An 18,779-nucleotide genomic window follows, 5' to 3' on the forward strand; every position below is an offset into this window, starting at 1 on the left:
ACTGTGCACACCCGCCTCACCTCACTGTTCCCACCCGCCCCAAGGCGAGTAAGAAAGCGGTCTTTTCCCGAAAAACTAGGGTAGTTCATTACTCTATGAACCCCGTCGAGCATCGAAATAGCCTAAGGCGTCTTAGCGAGCTTTAAGCATCTCGTTGTTCACGGGGAGGTTGTGTGATGGCTGACAGGAACCGCACCACGAAGCGGAACTCCACACGTAAGGGCAAGGTGCGGCGCAGTAGGCGCGTCGCCGGTGCCGGTGCGGCGGTCAGTGCGTTCCTGGCCTTCGGGCTGACGCCGTTGGCGTTCACGCCGCCGGCTCAAGCCGACGACTTCGGGCTGGACGACCTCTTCGACCCTTCGACGTGGGCGTTGCCGTACGACAGCGTCGACTGGGGTTCCTTCGTCGACCCGGTGGCCTGGTCATCGCTGTTCGACGCCGCGGCTTTCGACGCCACGGCCTTTGACGCCACCGCCGCGGGAACTGCCGCCGCCGACCCGTTCGGACTGGACGCTGCGTTCAACTCGTTCATGAGCGACGCCAATTCCTGGGTGAGCACCAACTGGATCGGCACCCAGTTCGGCGACTGGGTCGACACCAACCTGATCAACCCGCTGGGCGCGGCATGGGCATCCGCGGACAGCTGCGGGTTCGTCTGCAACGGCCTCGCTGGCACGGCCGCCGACCCGGATGGTCAGGACGGCGGCTGGCTGTTCGGCAACGGTGGCGCGGGTTTTAGCTATAGCGCCGGTGACGGCTTCCACGATGGTGGCGCCGGTGGTGACGCCAACATGTGGGGTGACGGCGGCGCCGGCGGTTCCGGCTCCGACGGCGGCGCGGGCGGCGACGGCGGTGCCGGCGGAATGTTCTCAGGTAATGGTGGGGACGGCGGTGCGGGTGGTGACGGTGTGACCGGTTCGGCGCATGTCGACGGTGGTGCCGGTGGGACCGGCGGCAACGCCGGACAGTTCTCCGCCTTCGCTCACGGTGGCGCGGGTGGCGCCGGTGGCGACGGCGCGACCGGTCAGACCGGCGCGGACGGCAGTTTCGTCACGGGCGATGGCAACGGCGGTGACGGCAGCGACGGCGGCAACGGTGGGGCCGGCGGCAACGGTGGTTCCGGTGGGTTCCTGTTTGGAACCGGGGGCGCGGCCGGGGACGGCGGTGCGAACGGCGCCGGCGGTAACGGCGGTGACGGCGCCGACGGTGTTATCGGGCACCTCAACGCCGGTAACGCCGGTGGCGGCGGCGACGCCGGCACGGCGGGCGGTGCAGGCACCGCTGGCGCCGGCAGCACCATCTTCGGCACGGCGGGGGCTGCGGGTCATGCGGGTACCGCGACCACTGTCTCCGGGAACGGCGGCGACGGCGGCAACGGCCTTGCCAGCACCAACCCGAACGTGGCCGGCGGCAACGGCGGCAAGGGCGGCGCAGGCGGGGCCACCGGAAACGGCGGAAACGGCGGCACCGGCGGCGACGGCGCGGCTGGCGTGGCCAGCGTCGGCAGCAACGGTGGCGCCGGCGGCACCGGTGGTGCCGGCGGCTCAGAGGCGGGCAACGGTGGTAACGGCGGTGCCGGTGGTGTCGGCGGTGCCGGCGCCAACGGTGCTCAGGGCTCCGTTGGCACCACCGGTGTGTCCGGGGTCAACAATGGCGCTGGCGGTAACGGTGGTAGCGGCGGGGCCGGGTTCGACGGCGGCGCCGGTGGCGCCGGCGGTAATGGTGGCCAGGCCCAGGCCGCCGGCTACAGCGACGGCCTCAACGGGGACGGCGGTGACGGTGGTGCCGGCGGTAACGCGGGCGCGGCCGGCAACGGCGGTGACGGCGCGGCCGGGGTTTGGGGTGTCAACGGCCAGTACGGCGACGGCTCGGGCGGTCACGGCGGTAACGCCGGCACTCCGGGCACCGTCGCCGGTAACGGCGGCCAAGGTGGCGCGGCCGGGACCGGCGGCATCGACGGCAGTGCCGGCAACGATGGCGCCGACGGCGGCGTGCCGACACCGGGCCTGGCGCACGGTGGTGCCGGTGGTGCGGGTGCCGCAGGTAACGCTGCGCATCTCGCTGGCGGCGATGGCGGTGACGGCGGCACCGGTGGGACCTACGGTAACGGCGGCACCGGCGGCGAGGGCGGTGACGGTTTCCAGGGTGTGACCGGTGGGGTCTTCTCCAATGGCAACGGCATGGACGGCGGCACGGGCGGCACCGGCGGTGACGGCGGTCACGGTGGTTTGGCCGGCACCCTGGCCGGTTCCGGCGGCCACGGCGGCGGCGGCGGTGATGGTGGTGCCGGTGGTACCGGTGGTACGGGCGCCAACGGGGAGCCCGGTACCGGGGATGACGGCGGTAACGGCGGCAACGGCGGGATCGGCGGTGCCGGCGGACACGGTGGTGATGGCGGCGGCGTTCCAGTCACGAACACCACCGGCGGGCTGGGTATCGGCGGCGACGGCGGCAACGGTGGTACCGCGGGCGCCGGCGGCAACGGCGGGGACGGCGCGACCAACACCACGCCCGGTGGTAACGGCGGCAGCGGTGGTGACGGCGGGAATGCCGGCACCACCGGGGGCGCGGCCGGCGTGCACGGTCAGCACGGCGGCAGCGACGGCAGCGCCGGCGGGGTCTCTCATGTCGCCGGTAACGGCGGTAATGGCGCGGTGGGTGCGAACAACACCGGGACCGGTAACAACGCCGGTGACGGTGGTGACGGCGGCGACGGCGGTGCCGGGGGCACCCTGGGCCAAAACGGTAACGGCGGTGACGGCGCCAACGGCGGTACCGGCATCAACGGCGCGAACGCCGGTGACGGCGGGGACGGCGGTAACACCACGATCGGCAACGCCGGTAACGGCGGTGACGGCGGCAGCGCCTTAGGCCTACCGACGGTGGGCGCTAACGGCGGCAATGGCGGCGACGGCGGTGACGGTGGGAACTCCGCCAACTTCGGTAACGCCGGCGACGGCGGCGACGGCGGCCTGGGCGGCAGCGACAACGGCGGAGCCACCGGCGGTAACGGCGGTAGCGGCGGTGACGGCGGCGCGATCACCATTGTCGGGCACGGTAACGCCGGGAACGGCGGCAGCGGTGGCGACGGCGGCCTTGGTGGCGCCGCCGGCGGCCAGGGCGGCGACGGCGGCGACGGCGGCGGCAACGACGGGTTCAGCCCCGGTGACGCCGGCAACGGCGGCAATGCCGGCAACGGCGGCGCCGGCGACGGCTTCAGCAACGGCGGCGTGGGCACCGGCGGCGCCGGTGGCACCGGCGGCACCGGCGGCAACATCACGTTCAGCGGCATCCACGGCGACGCCGGTAACGGCGGTAACGGCGGTAACGGCGGGGTGGGCGCCGGCGTCGGCGGCAGCGGTGGCGACGGCGGTGGCGCCGGCGCCGGCGGGAGCACCATCGGCACCGGCAACGGCGGCAACGGCGGTAATGGCGGGTCCGGCGGTGCGGGCCTCAACCAGGCTGCCGGTGGTAGCGGCCAGGCCGGCGGCGGCGGTGGTGGCGCTATCAACGGCAACGGCGGCGGCGGCGGTAACGGCGGGTCCGGCGGCGACAGCGCCGGCGGTGTCGCCGGTAACAGTGCTGCAGGCGGCGCCGGCGGGAACACCACGACCGGTAACGGCGGCGCGGGCGGTAACGGCGGCAACGGCGGCAGCGGCACCGCGGGCAACTCGAACGGCACCGGCGGCAGCATCGGCGGCCAAGGTGGGACCGCTGTTACCGGCAATGGCGGTGACGGCGGTGACGGCGGCGCCGGCGGCAACGGATTCGGCACCGGCAACGCCGGACCGGGCGCTAACGGCGGTGACGGCGGCGCCACCACCACTGGCAACGGTGGCGGCGGCGGTGACGGCGGCGCCGGCGGCGATGGCGGCGTGAACGGCTTCGGTGGCCTCGGTGGCACCGGCGGCGGCGGTGGCGCCACCGCCACCGGCACCGGCGGGTCCGGCGGCAAGGGTGGCAACGGCGGCGACACCGGCTTCAACTCGATCACCGGGAACGGCTCGCTGGGTGCCAATGGCGGCGGCGGCGGTAACGGCGGTGACGTCAGTGTCCAAGGCAATGGCGGCGCTGCCGGCGACGCCGGTGACGGCGGCGCCGGCGGCAACGCCGGTCCGGCTGCTGCCGGCACCGCCGGACACACTGGCGGCAACGGCGGCGACGCCGGCACCGGCGGTATCGGCGGTGATGGCGCGGGCACCGGCAATGGCGGCCTCGGCGGCAACGGCGGCACCGGCGGCACCGGGGGCACCGGCTCGGCCGGCAACTCCGGCGCCAACGGCCCCGGCCAAGACGGCGGTGACGGCGGTTACGGTGGCGGCGGCGGTGGCGGCGGCCACGGCGGCGAGGCCCTGGGCTCCGGTGACGGTGGAGCCGGCGGCAATGCCGGTGACGGCGGTCATGCCGGCAATGGCGGCAGCGGCTCGGACGCCACCAACGCCAGCGGTAACGGCGGCAACGGCGCAGACGCCGGCGACGGCGGTATCGGTGGCACCGGTGGTGACGGCGGCAAGGCCGACGGCACCGGCGCTGGCGGCGCCGGCGGCCTCGGCGGTAACGGCGGCCAAAACGGCAACGGCGGCAACGGCGGTGACGCAACCGGCACCGGCACCGGCGGCAACGGCGGCAACGCCGTCAACACCACCGACTTCGTCGGGATCTACAACGGAGGTCTGGGCGGCAACGGCGGCGACTCCGTCGGCGGCGACGGTGGGGCCGGCGGCGCCGGCGGTAACGGCGGTGACGGCGGCGCGGTTGCCGGTAACGGCGGTAACGGCGGTCCGCAGGCAGGGACCGCGGGCACTGGCGGTGCGAGCGGGGCTGGTGTCGGCGGCGACGGCGGTGATGGCGGCAAGGCCCTCGGCGCGACCGGTAACGGTGGGGCCGGTGGGGCCGGCGGTGACGGCGGGAACGGCGTGACCACCGCCGGTACTGGCGGCAACGGCGGCGCGGCCACCGCGACAACCGCTGGCGCAGGCGGCGGCACCGGAGGCCAGGGCGCTCTCGGCGGCATCGGCGGCCAGGGTGGATCGGGCGGCTCGGCGGCCGGGTCTGGGGCCGGCGGTGCCGGCGGTGGCGGCGGTAACGCCGGAACCAGCGGTGACGGCGGCCAGGGCGGCAACGGCGGCGACGCCTCCGCCCAACACATCGCCGGCAACGGCGGGGCCGGCGGCCAAGGCGGCGGCAACCTCGGCGCCCTCCCCGGGGGCTTCGGCCACGGCGGTGACGGCGGGCTTGGCGGTGACTCGCTCAACGGCACCGGTGGGCTCGGCGGTGGTGGCGGCACCGGCACGAGCGGCGCGCTCGGTGGTAACGGCGGGCTTGGCGGTGAAGGCAACGCCGGTAACGGCGGCCAGGCGGCCGGCACCGGCGGCAGCGGCGGCAATGGCGGGCCCGGTGGGGCCGGCGGTCAAGGCGGGGCCGGCGGTAACTCGACGGGCACCACTGTGGCCGCAACGGGTGACGGCGGGGCCGGCGGCAACGCCGGTGCCAGCGGCTCCGGTGGCACGGGTGGCTCCGGTGGCACCGGTGGCGCGGCCGCGGCCGGGACCGGCTTCGGCGGTGACGGCGGTCGGGGCGGCGACGGCGGCGCGGCCGGAGGCGCCAACACCGGTGGCGACGGTGGTGACGCCGCAGGCACCGGAAACGGTGGCGACGGCGGCAACGGAAGCACCGGTGGAACCGGTGGCACCGGCGGTAACGGCGGCACCGGTGGGGCCGGCGTCAACGGCACCGGCGGCGGGGCCGGTGGCAACGGCGGCGACGGTCAAAACGGTGGGGCCGGTGGCACCGGTGGTGACGGTGGCGACGCCACCAACGCCGCCCTCGGTGGTGTCGGCGGCCGGGGGGGCACCGGCGGCGGCGGCGGTGCCGTCGGCGGCGGCGGCAGTGGGGGTGCTGGAACGGATGGTGGTGGAACCGGCTCTGGCGGCAGTGCCGGAACCACCCCGGGCGCCAACGGCGGGTCCGGCAGTGACGGCACTCCGCCGCCGCCCGCATGATGGTCGGCTGAGACCGGCCACGGCACGACCGCGGTCGTCGGAATCTGAATCCGGCGACCGCGGTCGGGTCATGTCAGGGGGGCTTCAGGCCTCGGATTGGAATCCGTTGAGCAGACGAATCAATTGGTCGCGCCGCTCGATACCGAGTTTGGCGAACATCCGGTAGAGATGGCCGTCCACGGTGCGTACCGATACGGAGAGTCGCTCGGCGATCTGGCGGTTGGGTAATCCAGCGGCGACCAGTATCGCGATCTCACGTTCGCGACCCGTGATCGGCAGGGGCTGTGTGGCCGCCGCGACTGCCGGAGTGTGGACATCGCCCTGCCCGGCCAACCATTGGGTCCGCGTCGATGACTCCAACTGCTTGCCGCGCTGACCGCTGCGCGAGTATTCGCAGGACGCCTGCGCCGCCGCATCGGCGGCGAGCGCGAACGCACCCATGGCCGCGAACTTGTCCGACGCGGTGTCCAACAGATCGGCGTTGCGGTCGGCCAGGCCGCGAGCATGGGCCGCAACCGCATTCGGTAACGGGGCGTCCAATATCTTGGCGAGCTCTGCCAACCGGTCGGCGTGCAACCTATCGCCGAATCGGACCGCGGTGTGCAGCGCCCGCATCTCAACGGCGTGCATGCCGGATCGGCGGGCGTCCTGCGCCGCCCGCAGTGCGTGGGCTCGGCCCTCAGATGTCTGACCGTGCGCTACCCGTTCCCAGGCTCGGGCCAGCTCGAGTTCCGGGAGGAAGGCGGCGATCTGCGCTCCGTAGGCCTCTTCGCAGTGCCGCAGTGCGGTCGAGGCCGACACCGCGTTACCCCGCTCCGCTTCTGCTTGGGCGGACCACGCATTCGTCAGCATCAGCCACAGCGCCGGGGCAGCGCCCGACAATACTGGCGTCGAATCCTGAAACAGCGAACAAGCCAAGGGCAATTGGCCGCGCGCCACATGTATTAGGCCGAACAGCACCGCAACCATTGCATCGGGCTCCGGCACGCCGGCGGCCATGGTGGCATAGCGTTCTGCGGCCAGCTCGGCCGCGGGAAAATCACCGGCAGTGACGAGTGCCATGACCTCGGCGATACCGAGACCGAACCGAAGCATTCCCGAGCGACTGTCTGCGGCAGCTTGCAATCCCATTTCGGCGATTCCGGCGACCTCGCCGAAACGACCCGCTTGGGTCAGCGCGTGCGCGGTCGGCAGGGCGGCCAAGGCCGTCGCCGCCGGCGACACGTCCGCCCGGCAGAACGGTAGTCCGGAACGGATCGTCATTCTCACGTCACCGGTGAAGAACGCGAAAGCCACCTCGAGGGCGTGGATCAGGGCGGCGCCCACGTCCGAGTGGGCGCGCTCCTGCACCTCGGCCAGAACCCGCCGTGCCGAATCGGTTTCACCGCAGTTCCAGAACAGATTCGACGCGCGAACGCAACCCCACTGGACAATCGACTCATCGTCGGCGCCGTCAAGGCGGACATCGGTCAGCACCGCCTCGGCTTCGTCGCCGCGGCCCTGCCCACACAGTGCGCTTCCGAGAACGAGTACCGCCGGTAAGCCTCCGTCTCGCTCAAAGGCGAAGCGGGCCAGCTCTTCTGCGTGCCCGAGGTTGGACGTAGCCGTCGCATTCGCCGCCGCGCCCAGGATCAGATCAAAGTCGGGATCCAGGTCGCTGCGGATCATGAACTGGGCCATCCGGATCTTGCCGCGCACGTCGGGTAACCGCAAACGTCGCCCACCCCGCCGCAGGTACTTGTCGAAGGCATGGAACAGCACACCGTTGAGACGGTGTGCGCCCACCACCCCGATACGCTCGAGCACCGCCTCGCCGAAAACGGGGTGGGTCACCTGCACCAGCGTTCCCGCGCCGTCGGAAGCCAGGTGAATCAATCGATGACGTTCCAGGCCGGAAACAGCTTCGGGAGAACAGAGTTCACGGAACACCTGCCAGTCCAGCAACTCGGCGGTGGCAAGGATCTCAAGTGCCTCCAGTTCTTCGGAGTTGAGGGCCTGCAGTCGAAACTCAAGCAGGACAGACAGTTCTTGGTCAGCGTGCAGTGGACCTTTGAGTTGCCAGCCGTATTCGTCCTGCACCAAGACGCCGTTATCCCGGCCGGCCCGCAGCAGTCCGCGCAGATACAGGGGACTTCCCCCGCTGCGCTCATGTAACCGGTTGATCAGCTGCGGGCTGACGACACCACCGAGGGCATGGCGTGCGAGCTCGCCGGTCTGCTCGCGGGTGAACGGACAGATGCGCATGTTCAACAGCAGCTGTTCTTTGAGCAGTGCGGTCACCGCGTCGAGGATCGTCTCGCCTGATCGGATCACCACGATCAGTTGCGCGGTGCCTTCGGCGGCAAGCTGGTAGACCAGGGTGGCCGACAACGGATCGAGCAGTTGGGCGTCGTCGACCACAACAACCAGATCCTTCGCGGCTGCGAGGTTCTGGTGCGCTATCGCCAACATCGCTGCCGGCTCGCAGGCCGCATCGACGGTCACCGACCGGGAGAATGCGCCCAGTGGTACGTCACGGCCGGTCTGGGTGCCCAGCACAAACCGGACCGTGCGCCCGTCCGCGGTGAGGCGGGCACCGAGGGCGCGGGCCAGCGTCGATTTGCCGACCCCGCTGTCGCCGACCAGGGCGACGCCCTGAAACTCCGAGCCGGGCCGCAGGATTGCCAACGCTTTGCGCAGGTCATCGCCGCGGCCGACGAGCGGCCACGCGGAAATGGATTCAACCGTGGTGCGCAAAGGATCCGCCCTCCCCGGGGCCAACTGCGTGCGGCCAAAGCTACGCCGCGCCTTCGGGGGGTGTATAGATTTTTCGGCCTGGAAACACAAACGTTGACGACAGCGTAAATATGTTGTCGGACAACTGAAAACTTGCTGTGTGGAGGCTCTAACCTGATGTTCGCTCGAACACCAACCAGCGCAACTCGATGGGGCTTTCCTCACGCGAGGTTCGAAACGCGTCGAGCCCACTCACCCAGTCGGTGTACCAACTGGTGGGCGGCCAAGCGCCGTCGGGCAAATGCGCCTTCTCGTACTCGTACACGGACTCGTCGGCACGCAACTCAAGTGGTAAGCCCGCTGCCGCGGCAGACATCTCGCGACGGGTGAACAAGCTCGAGTACACCTGCTGGCAGAATTCGCGGGCCGACTCGTCGGGGTGGTAGCCGTCGCGCGCCAGGAACGCGTTGAACACCAGCCGCCCGCCGGGAGCCAGGCACCGCGCGGCGAGCTCGAAGAGACTGCGCACCTGCTGCGTCGACCGGAAATCGGTCAACACCTCAGAGAGCACGATCAGCTGGTAGTCGTCGCGCAGATCGTCGGCGTCGGCGAACACGTCACGCACGATGACGCGCACGTCCAACGAGTCCCGGATCGCCTCTTCTCGAAGGATATCGGCGAATTTCGGGGTCATCTCCACGACGTCCACCTGGTGCCCGCGACGTGCCAGCGCCAGGGCGTTACGCCCGGTGCCTGCGCCGATTTCGAGTATGCGGACAGCGGCGGGATCGCCGGCTACTTCGGCTACTTCGGCTTCTAGGGCCAACTGCCAGACCCGGGCATCGGGCTCGGTACCGAACAGCGGGGGCTCCCGCGTCGCCAGCCAGCGCTCGTAAGCCTCCGAGACGGTGCTCCACTGAGCGCGGACCGTGTAGTTCAAGGAGGGGCCGATCGGGGCGTGATAGGAGATAACGATGCTCGAGCGCGGCGATGCGGCGTAGGCAGCGGCCAGTTGGCCCTCCACCACCTCTCTGAGATGGGCGAGTTCGGCCTCATTGAAGCGCTTGCCCAGGCCCGCGAACACCCCATCGCACATCGACACGTATTCGTCCACCATGCTCGGCACGGCCGGCAGCACGACCTCGCCGGTGATCTGTGCGCGGGTATAGAAGCGCCGCAGCATGGCGTCCTTCGCCGACCCCGCGGGATCAACTGACGTCAAGGGAGAATCTTCCACAGCCCTCTTCTACACGATCCCGGGCTACTTTGCCCGGCATCGGCGCCAAGCCGTCGGTAGCCATCCGGTAATGCCGTTTCTGCTGGTCCAGTAAGCTGGCGAACCATGCATGACGGGCTACGCAGGCTGGGGGTGATGGGCGGGACGTTTGATCCCATCCACTACGGCCACCTGGTCGCCGCCAGCGAGGTGGCCCACAAGTTCGCGTTGGACGAGGTCGTGTTCGTGCCCAGTGGCCAGCCCTGGCAAAAGGACCGGCACGTCTCGGCGGCCGAAGACCGCTACCTGATGACGGTCATCGCCACCGCGTCCAATCCGCGCTTTTCGGTGAGTCGCGTCGACATCGACCGCGCCGGTCCCACCTATACCCGTGACACATTGCGAGACCTGCACGCGTTGAATCCCGATTCCGAGCTGTACTTCATCACCGGCGCCGACGCGTTGGCGTCGATATTGTCCTGGCAGGGCTGGGAGGAGCTGTTCGACCTCGCGCGATTCGTGGGTGTCAGCCGGCCGGGATTCGAACTACGAAATGACCACATCACCGGCGTGCTGGGCGAACTGGAGGAACACGCGTTGACCTTGGTGGAGATCCCCGCGTTGGCAATCTCGTCGACCGACTGCCGGGAACGGGCCGAGCAGCGCCGGCCGCTGTGGTACCTGATGCCCGACGGCGTCGTGCAGTACGTGTCCAAGCGCCGGCTCTACCGTCGCACCGATGGCCCGGGTGAGAAGAAGGCCGTAGTCCAACCCACCAGCCTGTCCGCCGGGAACAACGCGTGACGGCCACCCCGGAAGCGATCGACATGGCGACGGTGGCCGCATTGGCCGCCGCGTCGAAGCTCGCCACCGATGTCGTCGTCATCGACGTGTCCGCCCAGTTGGTCATCACCGACTGCTTCGTCATCGCATCGGCGTCCAACGAGCGTCAGGTCAACGCCATCGTCGACGAGGTGGAGGAGAAGATGCGGCTGGCCGGCTACAAGCCGGCGCGCCGCGAGGGCACCCGGGAGGGGCGCTGGACCCTGCTGGACTACGTCGACATCGTCGTGCACATTCAGCATCAGGACGAGCGGGACTTCTACGCGCTGGACCGGCTGTGGAAGGACTGCCCGCTGGTACCGATCGACCTGATCACCGACTCGGCGCCGGGGGATGCTTCGTGAGGATCCGCCGGCTGATCTTGTTGCGGCACGGCCAGACCGAGTTCAACGCCGGCAGCAGGATGCAGGGCCAATTGGACACCGTCCTGAGCGATCTGGGCCGCGCGCAGGCGGAGGCGGCAGCCGAGGTGCTGCGCAAGCGCCACCCGTTGCTGATCGTGTCGTCGGATCTGTGGCGCGCCTACGACACCGCCACGGTGCTGGCCGAGCACAACGGGCTGCAGGTCCGGGTGGATACTCGGCTGCGCGAAACGCACCTCGGTGACTGGCAGGGCCTGACCCATGAGGAGGTCGACGCCGCGGCGCCGGGCGCGAGGCTGGCGTGGCGTGACGACGCCCGGTGGGCTCCGCACGGCGGGGAGAGCAGAGTGGACGTGGCCGAGCGCAGCGAACCGCTGGTCGCCGAGTTGGTAGCCGGTGAGCGCGCCTGGGGCGGCGTCGACACCGACCGACCGGTGGTGCTGGTCGCCCACGGCGGCTTGATCGCCGCGCTGACCGCTGCGTTGCTGCGCCTACCGGTCGAGAACTGGCCAGTGCTGGGCGGGATGGCCAACGCCAGTTGGACCCAGCTCAGCGGGTACTCCGAGGACTCCGATTCCGGTGCCGACGATTTCGCCGACGTGCGATGGCGCCTGGACGTCTGGAACGCTTCAGCGCAGGTGGCCGGCGATGTCCTCTGAGCCGCAGGCGTCCTCTGAGCGGCGCCCGACGCTGCTGATCTTCGCCGACTCGCTGTCCTACTACGGGCCTACCGGCGGACTGCCGGCCGACGACCCGCGGATATGGCCGAACATCGTTGGCGAGCAGCTGGGCTGGGAAGTCGAGCTGATCGGCCGGATCGGTTGGACCAGTCGGGACGTGTGGTGGGCGGCCACCCAGGACCCGCGCGCCTGGGCCGCTCTGCCCCGAGCCGGGGCAGTCATCATCGCCACCAGCGGGATGGACTCGCTGCCGTCGGTGTGGCCGACCGCGCTGCGCGAGTTGATCCGCTACGTGCGGCCGTCTTGGCTGCGACGCTGGGTCCGCGACGGATACGGCTGGCTGCAGCCCCGGTTTTCACCGGTGGCCCGTGCGGCACTGCCGCCGCGCCTTACCGCTGACTATCTCGAAATGACCAGGGGAGCAATCGACTTCAACCGGCCTGGGATACCCATTGTGGCCTCCCTGCCGTCGGTCCACATCGCCGACACTTACGGTCGCGCCCACCACGGGCGGGAGCCGACGGTGCAGGCGATCACGCAATGGGCGCAGCGCCACGACATTGCGCTGGTCGATCTGAAGTTGGCGGTGGGCGACGAGGTCATGAGCGGGCGGGCCAACCCGGATGGCATCCACTGGAACTTCGAAGCGCACCGGGCGGTCGCCGAACTGATGCTCAAAGCGTTGGCTGAGTCCGGCGTGCCCGGACCGTCGGCATGACCATTCCATGACCGTCACCATCGTCACCGACTCCTCGGCGTGCCTGCCCGTGGCACTGCGCGACCGATGGGGTATCCGCGTGGTGCCGTTGCACATCCTGCTCGACGGCGCCGACCTGCGCGACGGCATCGATGACGTGCCCGACGACATCTATGCCCGCGACGGCGTCAGCACTGCTGGAACCAACCCGGAGGAACTGGCCGGCGCCTACCGCAGTGGGTTGGCGGACAGCGGTGGCGCCGGCGTGGTGGCGATCCACATCTCCGCGGCGTTGTCCGGCACGTTCGGCACCGCCGGGCATGTCGCCACCCAGATCGGTTCCGGCGTGCGGGTTATCGACTCGAGGACTGCGGCAATGGGCACCGGGTTTGTGGCGCTGGCCGCCGCCCGCGCAGCGGCCGGCGGGGCCGACCTTGACGGTGTTGCCGCCGCGGCGGACGCCGCCGTGCGGCGCAGCCACGCCTACCTGGTCGTGCATCGGCTGGACAATCTGCGCCGCAGCGGTCGGATCGGCAGCGCGGCGGCCTGGCTGGGTACCGCGTTGTCGCTCAAGCCGCTGCTTGCCGTGGATGACGGAAAACTCGTGCTGGCCCAGCGCATCCGCACCGTCAGCAAGGCCGTTGCGTCGATGATCGACCGGGTCTGTGAGCTGGTGGGCGATCGCCCGGCCGCCCTGGCCGTGCATCACGTCGCCAATCCGCAAGGGGCCCTTGATGTGGCCGGCGCGCTGGCCGAGCGGTTGCCGTCCTGCGAGCCGGCCGTCGTCACCGGCCTGGGACCGACGTTGGCGCTTCACGTCGGGGCGGGCGCGGTAGCGGTGTGTGTGGACTTGGAGCCGGGAGGGGCTCCGGGAGTGGTCCCGGGAGCGCCCCAGCACATCTGAGACGCGAGATCACGGCGTGGGTGTGGCGAACCTGTCGGTGTCGGCGGGTTCATCGTGCGGGGTGTGTGCGGCGATCCCGCGGATGTTCTTGTTGGGACCCCACGGCCGAACCACCTGGGGCCACCAGAACCACTTGCCCAGCAGCGTCGCGATCGACGGCATGAAGAATGCGCGGACCACGAAGGTGTCGAGCAGCAAACCGATCGCGACGGTGGTGCCGTACATGCCGATCGCCTTGAGATCGGAGAAGAACATGATGCCCATGGTGGCGGCGAAGACCATGCCCGCCGAGGTCACCACGCCGCCGCTGCCGGCCATCGCCCGGATGTAGCCGGTTTTCAGCCCGGCATGGATCTCCTCTTCGAATCGGGAGACCAGTAGCAGGTTGTAGTCCGACCCGACCGCCAGTAGCACGATCACCGCCAGCACCAACGTCACCCAGTAGATGTGCTGCCCGAAGATGTGTTGCCAGATCAGCACCGAGATCCCGAAAGATGCCGCGATCGAACTCGATGCGGTGCCCAGGATCACCGCGGCTGCCACCAGGGAGCGGGTGATCATCATCATGATCAGGAAGATCAGTGTCAGTGAGGCCACCACCGCGATCATCAGGTCGTACTTGGCGCCGTTGCTCATGTCCTCGTAGAGGGCTGCCATCCCACCGACGTAGACCTTGGCGTCCGAGAGCGAAGACTGCTTGAGCGCCTCCTGCGCCGCGATGCGTTCCGGTTCGACCCGCGCGATGCCCTCCGCGGTGGCGGGGTAGGTCTGGTGGGTGACGAAGAAGCGGGCCGACTTTCCGTCCGGCGACATGAACAGCCGCAAGCCGGTCTGGAAGTCCTTGTTGTCGAACGCTTCGGCGGGAAGGTAGAAGAAGTCATCGTTCTTCGAATCGTCGAAACTTTGGCCCATCATGATCTGGGTGTTGCTCAGATCCTCCATCTGGTTGACGAAGGCCGCGAAGGTCGAGTGCACGGTCAGCACCAGGGCGCGCATGATCTTCATGGTGTCGACCACGGCCGGCAGCAGCTCCACCGCCTGCGGCAGCAGGAAATCCACCTTGGTGATGTCGTCAGACAGGTTGTGCAGTTCCTCGGTGAGCTGGTCCAGCCCGTCGGTGGTGTCGAAGGTGTTGCGCAGGGCCCAGCACATCGGGATGTCGAAGCAGTGCGGCTCCCAATAGAAGTAGCTGCGCAGCGGCCGGAACTGGTCGTCGAAGTCGGCGATGTGATCGCGGATCCGGTCGGAGATCTCGGTCGTGCGCCGGGTGACCGCGGCTGTGTCATGGAAGGTCTCGTCGACCTGCTGCAGGTACCCATACATCTGGATCAGCAGCGAGATGTCCTTGTCGAGCTGCTGGGAGATCGTGTCGATGTCCTTGATCCGGTCCTTGAGGGTCTTCATGTTCTGCATCATCAGCTGGTTGGCGGCGCTCAGCTGAAACGGAATCGAGCTGTGCTGCAGCGGAATCCCCAACGGGCGGGTGATGTCTTGGATCATCGCGATACCGACCACCCGCATGATGTTCTTGGCGACCCGGTCCAGGACCAGCATGTCGGCCGGATTACGCATGTCGTGATCGGAGGTCACCATGGTGATGTCCGGCGCCATCCGGGCAGCCGAGAAGTGCTTCTCGGCAGCGGCGTAAGCCACGTTTACCGGGGTGTCCTTCGGCAGATACTTGCGGTCGTCGTAACCGGGTTTGAAGCCCGGCAGGGCGACCAGGCCGATCATGATGATCGCCAGGCTCGCCACCATGATCGGTGCCGGCCAGCGCACGACCGAGATCCCGGCTTTGCGCCAGAAACCACCGCCCGGCCTGGCTGGTTTGGGTTCCAGCAGTCCGAAGCTGGTGACCACCACCAGCATGGCCGGCCCCAGCGTGAGGGCGGCGCCGACCACGACGAGCATGCCCACCGAGACCGGAATGCCCATGGTGTGGAAGTAGGGCAGCCGGGTGAAGTACAGCATCGCCGATGCCCCGGCGATGGTGAGTCCCGAACCCAGCACGACCGGGGTGACACTGCGCACGGTGGTGTAGTAGGCGTCGACCCGCTCCTCGCCGGCCAGGCGGGCCTCCCGGTAGCGGCCGATCAGGAAGATGCCGTAGTCGGTGCCTGCGGCGATCGCGAGCATCACCATGATGTTGACCGCGAACGTCGTCAGGCCCATCACGTTGTTGAAGCCCAGTACCGCGACGACGCCGCGGGCGCAGATCAGCTCCAGCAGGGTCAGGAAGAGCTGGGTCAACATCGTGGTGACCGACCGGAAGACGATCAAAAGCATGATCGCGATCGCGGCGATGGTGAACAGGGTGATCTTCACCAGGCTGGCGTCGCCGATCTCACGCAGATCCGCGGTCAAAGCCGCCGGGCCGGCGACATAGGCCTGCACTCCGGGCGGCGCCGGTGTGTCGTCGATGGCCTCGCGGACTGCCACCACCGAGTCGTTGGCCTCGGTCATGCCCTGGTTGCCGACCAGGTTCAGCATGATGTACGCGGCTTTGGCGTCTGAGCTCTGCACGCCCGCCGCGGTCAGCCGGTCACGCCAGAAGTCCTGCGCGTGCTCGACGTGGACCTTGTCCGCGACCAGCTTCTCGACGATCTGGTCGTAATAGTGGTGAGCGGGTTCCCCGAGTTCCTCCTCGCCGACCACGACCATCATCACGGTGCTGTTGGACTTGTATTCCTGGAAGTTCTTGCCGACCAGCTGACTGGCGACCATCGACGGCGCGTCCATCGGCGCCAGCGGTGCGGAGTGCTCCTCGGAGATCACTTCCAGCTGTGGCACCAGGATATTCACCAGGACGGTGAACACGATCCAGACGATGATGATCGGCACCGCGAAGATGCGCAGCATGTGCGCGAAGAACGGCCGCTTGACGTGCGGGTCCTGCTGCTTGTCGAGCTGCGCCCGGATCCGTTTGATCATCCGGACTTCACCAGGCAGAAGGTCTGGGCATTCAACCCGGTGGCGCGTCGCTCGTCGAGCAGCCTGTCATCGATCTTGATCCGGCAGCCGATCTCACCGGTGTTGCCCTGCACGATCATGTTGGCCTGCACGGCGGGGAGCACCGTCACGACGGTGTATGACCACGGCAGCGGCACGTCGTTGAGTTGGTGGACGTTGGCTTCGGCGTCCCAGTAGTTGATGTCGGCGGTGGTGCCCGGCGGACCGAACGCCTCGTAAGCGACGTACTTGGGGTTGAACTGCACGATCTCGATGCCTGCGCCGGCGTGCGGGTTCAGATCCTGGGAGGCGAACACTTTGTGCAGTCGCATGACGATCACACTGGATATGAAGATGACCACGATGAAGACCAGCGGAATCCAATACCGTTTGACTATTCCGGCAATTGGGATCGTCCTCATATCACCGCCTTCCGCTGGTCGATAGTGCGGTCGAACGTCAGCAGCGGACAGTTTGTTCCCAGGCCTCGCCGGAACCGTCGAAGGCTGCCGCAAAACTCGCCCCCGGCAGCATAACCTTCGATTGGCTAACGATCGCAACCGGCGCATATCGAGGCGCGTCGGTGCGTAAGTCACCGGCCGCGCGGCACCGGCTCGCGCGTTTCAGTAGCATGGCCGCTGATGCACGGTCTGGTGAATGGCGTCCGTTTCGGCGCAGTGGTCATCGTGGCAGCACTGGCGTTGGCCGGCTGCAGCGGCAGGTCCGGTACGACATCGGCGCAGTCGACCTCGCCGGATGCCTCCTGGTCGCGTCCGGACGCGCCGCCAGATCCACACACCCTGTTGCGTGCGGGCGACCTCGCCGTTTCACAGGTGCCCGACAGCGTGCTGATCTTCATCGAGAGTCAGACCAACGACGCCGGCACCTGGAAGGCGCGTGTGGTCACCCCGGACGGCGCCGAACGGCAACTCGAGATCGGATCCGATGCGGCGGCGGTGCTGGTCGGCCCGACTGCCACCGATGACAGCGACGCCGACAAAACCAAGCGTCGCGCCAACATCGACGGCGCCCACCTGGACTATCGGTCCGCGGTGAACAAGGTGTTGACTGCGGTGCCCAACGGCTCGATCACCGAGCTGAGCTTGCTCGACATGAACGGCACCGTCGTGTGGGACGCCGACGTCTGGGACACCGAACTGGTCGAACATGACGTCACCATCGACGCGGCGTCTGGAGCGATCACCGCCAACCGCCAGGTCTGATTCGGCGGTCCAGCTTCGCCTCTCCTCCGTCGAGCCTCGCTAACCGCCGGGTCTGATTCGGCGGTCCAGCTTCGCCTCTCCTCCGTCGAGCCTCGCTAACCGCCGGGTCTGATTCAGCTCGCGGCGGCCCGGCCGGTGATCGGCGGCAGGTCGGCCAGGGTGACGATGCCCGGCGCGGCCGCGACCACCGCCGGTACGGCATTGGTGACCGGCATCGCGGTGTAGATCGAACCCAAGCCGTTGAAGTTCGGCTCGCTCCAATCCTTCGGCGGTAGGCAGTTGATGACGGTGCGCATGTTGGGCAGCCCGAAGACCTGGATCACATGGCCGTGTGCCACCGGTTTGGGCGGGGTGACGTGGCTGCCCATTATCCAGTTGAAACCGACACTGACCACGTTGTGCTCGCCGACCCAGCCGCGGTGATAGCCGAAGACGCTGCCGATCGTGCCGGCCGGGATCTTCATGAATCCCAGGTCGGTGTCACCAGTCGCGGCGGTGAACTGCACATCGAAGGTGATGCGGTCCAACTGCGCTCCGATCGCGTCGGCCATCATGGCCGCGGATTCGGCGAACACCTCGCTTTCCCGGCGGACGCTCTCGGCCAGACCGGGGGTCTCGGGATCCTGGGCGAAACCCATCGCCGCCATCGTGGCCGCGGATTCGTAGGTCGAGCAGTCCACCGATTCGGTGATCCGGATCTCGTCGACGCGTTCACACGCCCCGGACAGCACCATGCCCACCATATTGGTCAGCCCCGGATGGGCGCCGCTGCCGAACATCGTCGAGTTGCCCACCCGGCAGGCATCCTCGATGCGTTTGCGGTCTTCCGGGGTCTGCTTGCCGCCGGTGATCCAGGCTGCGGTGGAACACACGTTGATCCCGGCTTCCAGCAGTCGGACCAATTCGTCGACGCTCGGCCACAGTGGGTTGTAGCAGCAGGCGTCCGGACGCAGCGCGATCAGAGCGTCGATGTCGTCGGTGGCGGTAATGCCGGTGGATTGGGGCCAGCCGGCCAATTCGGCGGCGTCCACACCGACCTTGTCCTTGCCGTGCGCGTAGACGCCGACCAATTCCATGTCGGGACGACCGATGATGGCGTGCAGCGAACGCTGGCCGATGTTGCCGGTGGTCCACTGGATGACGCGAAGCGGTGTGGTCATGGCTCACCACCATATTCGGGTGCGCGGA

At 68.8% G+C, this 18,779-nt stretch carries 12 protein-coding genes; 7 read left to right on the forward strand and 5 right to left on the reverse strand.

Going from position 1 to position 18,779, the window contains the following annotated elements; translation table 11 throughout:
• Positions 1–176: 176 nt before the first annotated feature.
• Positions 177–6,002, forward strand: coding sequence for a PE family protein (locus tag ACZYY4_RS03665; protein ID WP_463808094.1), 5,826 nt, complete (start codon positions 177–179; stop codon positions 6,000–6,002).
• Positions 6,003–6,086: 84 nt separating this feature from the next.
• On the opposite strand, the gene ACZYY4_RS03670 is transcribed toward ACZYY4_RS03665, so the two are convergent.
• Positions 6,087–8,738, reverse strand: a complete 2,652-nt coding sequence (locus tag ACZYY4_RS03670; protein ID WP_463808095.1) for a helix-turn-helix transcriptional regulator — start codon at positions 8,736–8,738, stop codon at positions 6,087–6,089.
• Between the two features lie 148 nt (positions 8,739–8,886).
• On the reverse strand, positions 8,887–9,900 hold the full coding sequence (locus ACZYY4_RS03675; RefSeq protein WP_463808416.1) for a class I SAM-dependent methyltransferase: 1,014 nt from the start codon (positions 9,898–9,900) through the stop codon (positions 8,887–8,889).
• Between the two features lie 159 nt (positions 9,901–10,059).
• On the opposite strand from ACZYY4_RS03675, the gene nadD reads away from it, so the two are divergent.
• From nadD to ACZYY4_RS03700, 5 genes are read left to right on the forward strand one after another with little or no spacing between them, the layout of a single operon-like run.
• Positions 10,060–10,737: a nicotinate-nucleotide adenylyltransferase gene (gene nadD, locus ACZYY4_RS03680; RefSeq protein WP_463808096.1), complete on the forward strand. Its 678-nt coding sequence runs from the start codon at positions 10,060–10,062 to the stop codon at positions 10,735–10,737.
• A complete protein-coding gene (gene rsfS / locus ACZYY4_RS03685; protein WP_463808097.1) occupies positions 10,734–11,120 on the forward strand; it encodes a ribosome silencing factor in 387 nt (128 codons plus the stop codon). The genes nadD and rsfS overlap by 4 nt, the downstream gene beginning before the upstream one ends.
• Positions 11,117–11,797 carry a glucosyl-3-phosphoglycerate phosphatase gene (gene gpgP, locus ACZYY4_RS03690; RefSeq protein ID WP_463808099.1) on the forward strand — a complete coding sequence of 227 codons (681 nt, stop codon included), beginning with the start codon at positions 11,117–11,119 and terminating at the stop codon, positions 11,795–11,797. Before rsfS ends, gpgP begins: the two co-directional genes overlap by 4 nt.
• A complete protein-coding gene (octT, locus tag ACZYY4_RS03695; RefSeq protein WP_463808100.1) occupies positions 11,787–12,536 on the forward strand; it encodes a diglucosylglycerate octanoyltransferase in 750 nt (249 codons plus the stop codon). Before gpgP ends, octT begins: the two co-directional genes overlap by 11 nt.
• 7 nt (positions 12,537–12,543) lie before the next feature.
• Positions 12,544–13,419 (forward strand): DegV family protein, encoded by an 876-nt coding sequence (locus ACZYY4_RS03700; protein WP_463808101.1) that lies wholly within the window; start codon positions 12,544–12,546, stop codon positions 13,417–13,419.
• A gap of 9 nt (positions 13,420–13,428) precedes the next feature.
• On the opposite strand, the gene ACZYY4_RS03705 is transcribed toward ACZYY4_RS03700, so the two are convergent.
• Entirely contained in the window at positions 13,429–16,350 is a 2,922-nt protein-coding gene (locus ACZYY4_RS03705) for an MMPL/RND family transporter (protein ID WP_463808102.1), read from the reverse strand.
• Positions 16,347–16,790, reverse strand: a complete 444-nt coding sequence (locus ACZYY4_RS03710) for an MmpS family transport accessory protein (protein WP_463808103.1) — start codon at positions 16,788–16,790, stop codon at positions 16,347–16,349. Before ACZYY4_RS03710 ends, ACZYY4_RS03705 begins: the two co-directional genes overlap by 4 nt.
• Positions 16,791–17,009: 219 nt before the next feature.
• Between ACZYY4_RS03710 and ACZYY4_RS03715 the strand changes: the two genes are divergently transcribed.
• A complete protein-coding gene (locus ACZYY4_RS03715) occupies positions 17,010–17,591 on the forward strand; it encodes a PepSY domain-containing protein (RefSeq protein WP_463808104.1) in 582 nt (193 codons plus the stop codon).
• A 113-nt stretch (positions 17,592–17,704) separates the two neighbouring features.
• On the opposite strand, the gene ACZYY4_RS03720 is transcribed toward ACZYY4_RS03715, so the two are convergent.
• The gene (locus ACZYY4_RS03720; protein WP_463808105.1) at positions 17,705–18,751 is read right to left on the reverse strand and encodes an NAD(P)H-dependent amine dehydrogenase family protein; all 1,047 of its coding nucleotides are present in this window, start codon (positions 18,749–18,751) and stop codon (positions 17,705–17,707) included.
• Between the last annotated feature and the right edge of the window lie 28 nt (positions 18,752–18,779).

This window comes from Mycobacterium sp. IDUB_21 (genome assembly GCF_055419425.1).